Here is a 5,752-nt window from a genome sequence, read left to right as displayed (position 1 = left end):
GCCATTAACCATCTTAATTGTGCCATCTTCACCAGTAGCGAGACCAATACCAACATTTTGAATAGTTGTTTTGCCATTTAACTTAATTAAACTATCAGTTTCTGCAACGTTTACACCAACGGTCATTGTTTTACTTTCACCACCGGTTATAATTAAATCTCCGCTAATGATTTGACTTCCACCGCCTGCATAAAACCCTTCATCAACATTTTGAATGGTTGTTTTGCCCATTAACCTAACTTCACTATCAGAGTCCGATGTCCATATACCAGTGCGTTCGTTGTCGGGGCCTTCAAGTGCTTCACCACCGATTATTGTTAAATCTTTGCTGGTGATTTTACCACCGTCAACTGCTCCAAGGCCGCCCAAAGTATTGTTAATTATTGTATCACCATGCAATTGAATTGTGCTGTCATTGCCACTTACAAATGCACCGTTTCCTTTTCCCTCTGTTGTTAGAGCAACATCTGTGGCATCAATATGCCCTCCGTTGATTGCGAATAACGCTGTTTCGTTCGCGGCTACGGATCCTCCCATCATTATGATCTTAGATCCTGAACCGTCTGCAAGGAGTCCTCCGCCATCAGATGATGTAATGTTAGCATTGTTTTTTAAGATAATCGTACTGCTGGCTTCGGCGCTTCCTCCTACATCACGTCCACTAAATGATCCTCCTGAGACCGTTATTGTTGAGTGATCATTTGCAACTATACTGGCGGCGGACTGAGTCACTTCTACATTATTTAAAACAACGGTACTTTTGTCTGCTTTTATTCCAAAGTTTAGTAGCGCATCGTCTTTACTATTCGATATCTTCACACCTTCTAGCTTGTTTTCACCGCTGTTACTGTTTAAGAAGCCGGCACCAACTAGAGAAGTTTTAATGGTTCCTCCAGTCATGTTTATTGCGCCACCATCATTTGTTGTAAGTCCAATTTCACTATTACTAATCGTTGTTCCTTCAAGCAATTCAACTACACTGCCTTCGCCATTAGAAAATACACCAGATGACTTATCGCTATCATTTGTTTTTAGGGTAACATCTGTAACAGTAATATGGCCACCATCTTCAGCAGCCAAAGCATTCCCTTTTCCCGTGACGTTTCCTTCTATCATTGTGATGGAGGAGTTTGAACCTTTTGCATAGAATCCAACATCACCAGATGATGTAATTTTTGCACCATTTGTTAAAGTGATAGCGCTGCCGTTTTGAGCAGATATTGTTGCACCTTTTGCATCAAATAATCCTCCCGAGATTGTTATTGTCGAATCATGATCTGCAAGTATACCGGCGGCTGCTTGAATCACTGTTACATCTTTTAAAGTGACGGTACCTTTATCTGCTTTTATTCCAAAGTTCAGTGGCGCATCGTCTTTACCACTCGATATTGTCACATTTTCTAGTTTGTTTTCACGGCTGTTACTGTTTAAGAATCCAGCACCAGCTTTGGAAGCTGTAATGGTTCCCCCAGTCATCTTGATTACACCACCGTTTTGTGCTTGAAGCCCGACTGCACTATCACTAATCGTTGTCTTTCCAAGTAATTCAATCATGCTACCAAAGTCATCAGAAGCTACACCAAATCCATCACCATTTGTTTTTAGGGTGACATCTGTAACAGTAATATGGCCACCGTATGTTGTCGTTACTGCTTCCTCTTTCGCTGTAATGCTCCCTCCTGTCATTTCGATGATGGACTTTGAACTTGCCGCATGGAGTCCAGCATCATTATATGATGTAATTTTTGCACCGCCAGTTAAAGTGATGTTGCCGCCGTTTTGAGCAAATATTGCTGTTTTTTCTGCATCAAATGATCCTCCTAAAACTTTTACTGTGGAATCATATGCATCTATAGCAGTTTGTGCTTGCGTCACTGTTACATTATTTAAAGTGACATTACTGTTAGTTGCCTTGATTCCATTGATTAGTGGCGCATCATCTTTCCCACTTGATGTCACTACATCTTTCAGTTCGTTTTCTTTGCTTTTGCTATCCAAAAAGAATGCACAAACTTTGGACGCTGTAATGCTTCCCCCAGTCATTGCGATTGCGCCACTTTCTTGTGTTTTCAACCCGATTGTAGCATCTTTGATCTTTGTATCAGACAATTCAATCACACTGTTTTCACCTTGAGACAAGGCGCCGAATCCACTCTCAATTTTAGTACCCTTATTAGATGCAGGATTATCCCCTTCTGTAGTAGGTGCACTTGTGGTATCTCCCTTTGCTGTTAGAGTACCACCCGTGACTTTAATATGACCACCGTCGTTTGTATACAATGCTGCGTCTTTTCCAGTTACGCTTCCTCCAGTCATTTTTATGGTGGTATTTTCATCATCGGCATGGAGTCCGTTACCATTAGATGAGGTAATGTTAGCACCGCCATCTACAGTAATGGTGGTGCCGCCCATAGCATATACGCCATCCATTTTACCCTCGAATGATCCTCCGGATACTATAACTTGAGAAACGTCATCCGCAAGTATACCAGTTTCTGCTTGCTTAACTGTTACATTTTCTAAAGTAATTAAACTTTCGTTGTTTATTTCTATTCCAAGGAGTGATGATGCTTCATTTTTATTATCTGATATCACTACATTTTGCAGTATACTTCTACTATTCTTACTACCATCAATATAAACGCCAGTTTGAGAAGCTGTAATGTTCCCCCCGGTCAGGTTGATGTTAGCGCCGTCTTTTACAGAAATACCGAAACGAACATCAGAATCAGTGCCTTGAATATTTAAGCCATTTAATTCAAGCGCACTGTTAGCACCTTCAACTGTTACAACATATTTATCGCTACCTGTGTCTGTATTTGTGTTTTCATTTCCAGTTACAGTTACAGTTACAGTACTGCCGGTGATTTTTCCTTTGTCTTTTACATAAATAGTCTCGTACGTTTTTCCGGATATATCTTTTTCTTCGTTGGCAACGCCAAGAGTTTCAGCATGTGCAGTGAACTGGATGTTGAATAGGATGATAGCAGCCGCAGCTGTGCATGATAAAAGGGATGTTTTATACACCAGTATTCTCCTTATGAGAGCCCCCAAATATTCATTTCCCCGCAAACTTCATAAGAAGAAGTGAAAATGGATAGTTGTTATTAATTTCGATAATTTTCTTTATTTGGTAAGACATTTTTGGTTTTTTGTCAAAATTAAAAAATAAATAATATTAAATTTGTATGAATTTATATTTAACACACAATGTGCTTGTAATGATTTATATTATATAATTAAATTTATTGTAAATCTACATTATATAAATTATAACTATTATTATACTTTACATAATTTATATTATTTTTTATAAAGTAATAATAGTATTTTTTGTAGTATTTCTGCATTTTTATAGCTTATCAAAGTGAATGATGACGGTAATACTATAACACTGTTGCTAGCACTTTTGATTATTTATACTTTATTTATCATAATATTATAATATAATTGATCTTGATATCCAAAGGAGTTGGGCGCTCTAGTATAAGAATACATTTTTTCTCCTGTTGGGGATATTTTAATAGTATACGACTAAGTCTTTATAAGCTGTTGATGTGTCGAGGACATTTGAAAGAGCCAGAGCCCAAGCTTATAAATCTTAATCAATTAAAGTTCTTGAAGTTGAAGGCTTGAAATCAACAGTGCTTTTATATCATCAAAGTGCACCTTCATTGAAGGATCATTGCTTTCGTTATTTCGAATTTTTGACATATTTTTGACAATAAAATCTAAAAAAATTGTCTCTGAGGAATTTTTTAATATAAAAAATATGTAACGTTTTTATGGTGATAGGTTTATGAGATATAAAGTTGAATTGGTAATCACCGTGATTGCTTTTACTCTCTCTGGTTGTTTTAATCTTGGTTCTGAAAAAATAAAAAGAGACAAGAGGCTTTATCATGATGCATTCATGGATTGGTCTATGAAGGAAAAGTCTCTTACAAAAAATTATACTGCTATCATTATGGCTGATCCGCAACCGTGGCGTTTAAACTCTGGTGATGCCAATGGAATATCAAACAGAGAGCCATGGTTAAAGATAAATGAGCAGGTTGCTGGTGTGATAAAAGCGCACAAGGCTGCATTCCATATTGTCAATGGTGATCTGACGGAGTTTGGACAACAAAAAAACTATGATGATTATGAAAATGTTTATAAAACTCTTGGAGCACCTGTCTATGAGGGGCTAGGGAATCACGATTATGCCAATAATGTTGGTAATTGTACAAATCCTCAAGAATTCAGTTTTTACAAAGATGCTTGTGCTATAAGTGCAGTTTCAAGAATGGTATCGGAAATCAAAAAATACCGTAGTCAATTATCGCATTTCAATGCAGATGTTACTGAAAGCTTGGTTCCCATTTCGGGTGGAAATATTCGCTCGATAAGGGGGAGTTTGAGTTATTCTTGGGATTATGGAGATGTTCACTATGTGCAACTTCACAATTATCCAAGCTATACGGTTGGTTTGAAGGGGCAGTCTACAGAAGTGCAAATCAATAAATCTTTAGATTGGCTTAGGAACGATTTAGCTGCTGCTGATGCAAGAGGTAAAGTGACAATCATTAATTTTCATGATGCGCGTGCTGCTTCCATTGATGGTGAATCCTTTTTTATTCGTAAAAAGAATGCTAAAGATTTGTCGGTCTTTAAGTCAATTATTACCTCTCATAATGTTAAAGCAATCTTCGTGGGTCACACGCATTATCAGTCTTATTGCCGTGCGAAAAATGATAAGGTTTTTGGAAATATCCCTATATATACAGCTGGTGCGCTTTTTAATGGAGATTATTACCTCTTAGATGTGAAAGGCAAGACCATTCACGTTAAAGCCTATAATGGAGAAATAGGAAAACCGCTTTTAATTAAAGATCTTGGTGTTATAGGGAAAGACACCCAATTTTCGGCAAGTTGCAGTAAGTTATAATAGGATTTGTTTCTTTGTCTTAAAGCATGAGGGAAAAAACGTATTATATGTGCGGACTTGAAGAGCAGTAGGAGTGTCTAAATGTTACTTAGAAATAGAGTGAAAAATCAGACATATTTTTTTCAAAGCTGCTAAGATTTCAGGTTATACGCTATAAGTGCAATGGTTTAATGTGAACTAAGCTTTAATACAAAGCAGAATAATGGTTTGTTATTCTATTTTTTCTTTTTAGGCTTTCATCTTTGAAGAAAGGGGAGTTTGTCAAGGGTGTGTTCATAATTTGCTAGCACTTGTTGTCCAGAATCATCAAGAAGGTTGTTTTTATTAATTTGTTGCGGTATAATTATTAATTTATGCCCTTTATTAGAGCTTATAATATCTACTCATGGGCAACACTTTTCTTTTTCATAAGAAAAGCTTTTTATTTTGATCAATTTTTTACTTATAATCTTCAAACAATTGATGTTTTGTGATGCTGTATAATTTCTCTTGATTAATCGTATGAACTTTTAGTTGTATTACAATTTTATCTTCTTCTTTTATACGTAAGTAAATCGTTACAATAATATGATACAAATATTGGAGTCTGTTTATAGCTGTTATGGTCTCATGCAATTATCCTTAGATGACTCTCACGTGTCTTGGCAGTTTTATCTTTGCTTTGAGAGAGGTGTAAAAAGGGGATTTTAAGAAGTTTCAGTTTAGAAAGAGTTTTTTTGCCCGCGAAAAGCTCTCTGATGCTGCCAAGGCTGGTATGGAACAAGCGGGCGAAGATCTGGCTAATTCGATTGTCGATGGCTTTATGTCGTCTATCTCACAATT

At 36.8% G+C, this 5,752-nt stretch carries 2 protein-coding genes; one reads left to right on the top strand and one right to left on the bottom strand.

Going from position 1 to position 5,752, the window contains the following annotated elements; translation table 11 throughout:
* Positions 1-2,430 (bottom strand): beta strand repeat-containing protein (locus tag ACFILU_RS05310; protein WP_375675052.1); only part of this gene is annotated, 2,430 nt, incomplete at its 3' end.
* A 1,369-nt stretch (positions 2,431-3,799) separates the two neighbouring features.
* Between ACFILU_RS05310 and ACFILU_RS05305 the strand changes: the two genes are divergently transcribed.
* Positions 3,800-4,930: a metallophosphoesterase gene (locus tag ACFILU_RS05305; protein WP_375675051.1), complete on the top strand. Its 1,131-nt coding sequence runs from the start codon at positions 3,800-3,802 to the stop codon at positions 4,928-4,930.
* Positions 4,931-5,752: the final 822 nt, after the last annotated feature.

The sequence above is a fragment of the Bartonella sp. CL100XZDX genome (assembly GCF_042195375.1).
Taxonomy (GTDB): domain Bacteria; phylum Pseudomonadota; class Alphaproteobacteria; order Rhizobiales; family Rhizobiaceae; genus Bartonella.
The sequence above is the reverse complement of the archived record's forward strand: the minus strand, read 5'-3'. Positions and strand labels throughout refer to the sequence as shown.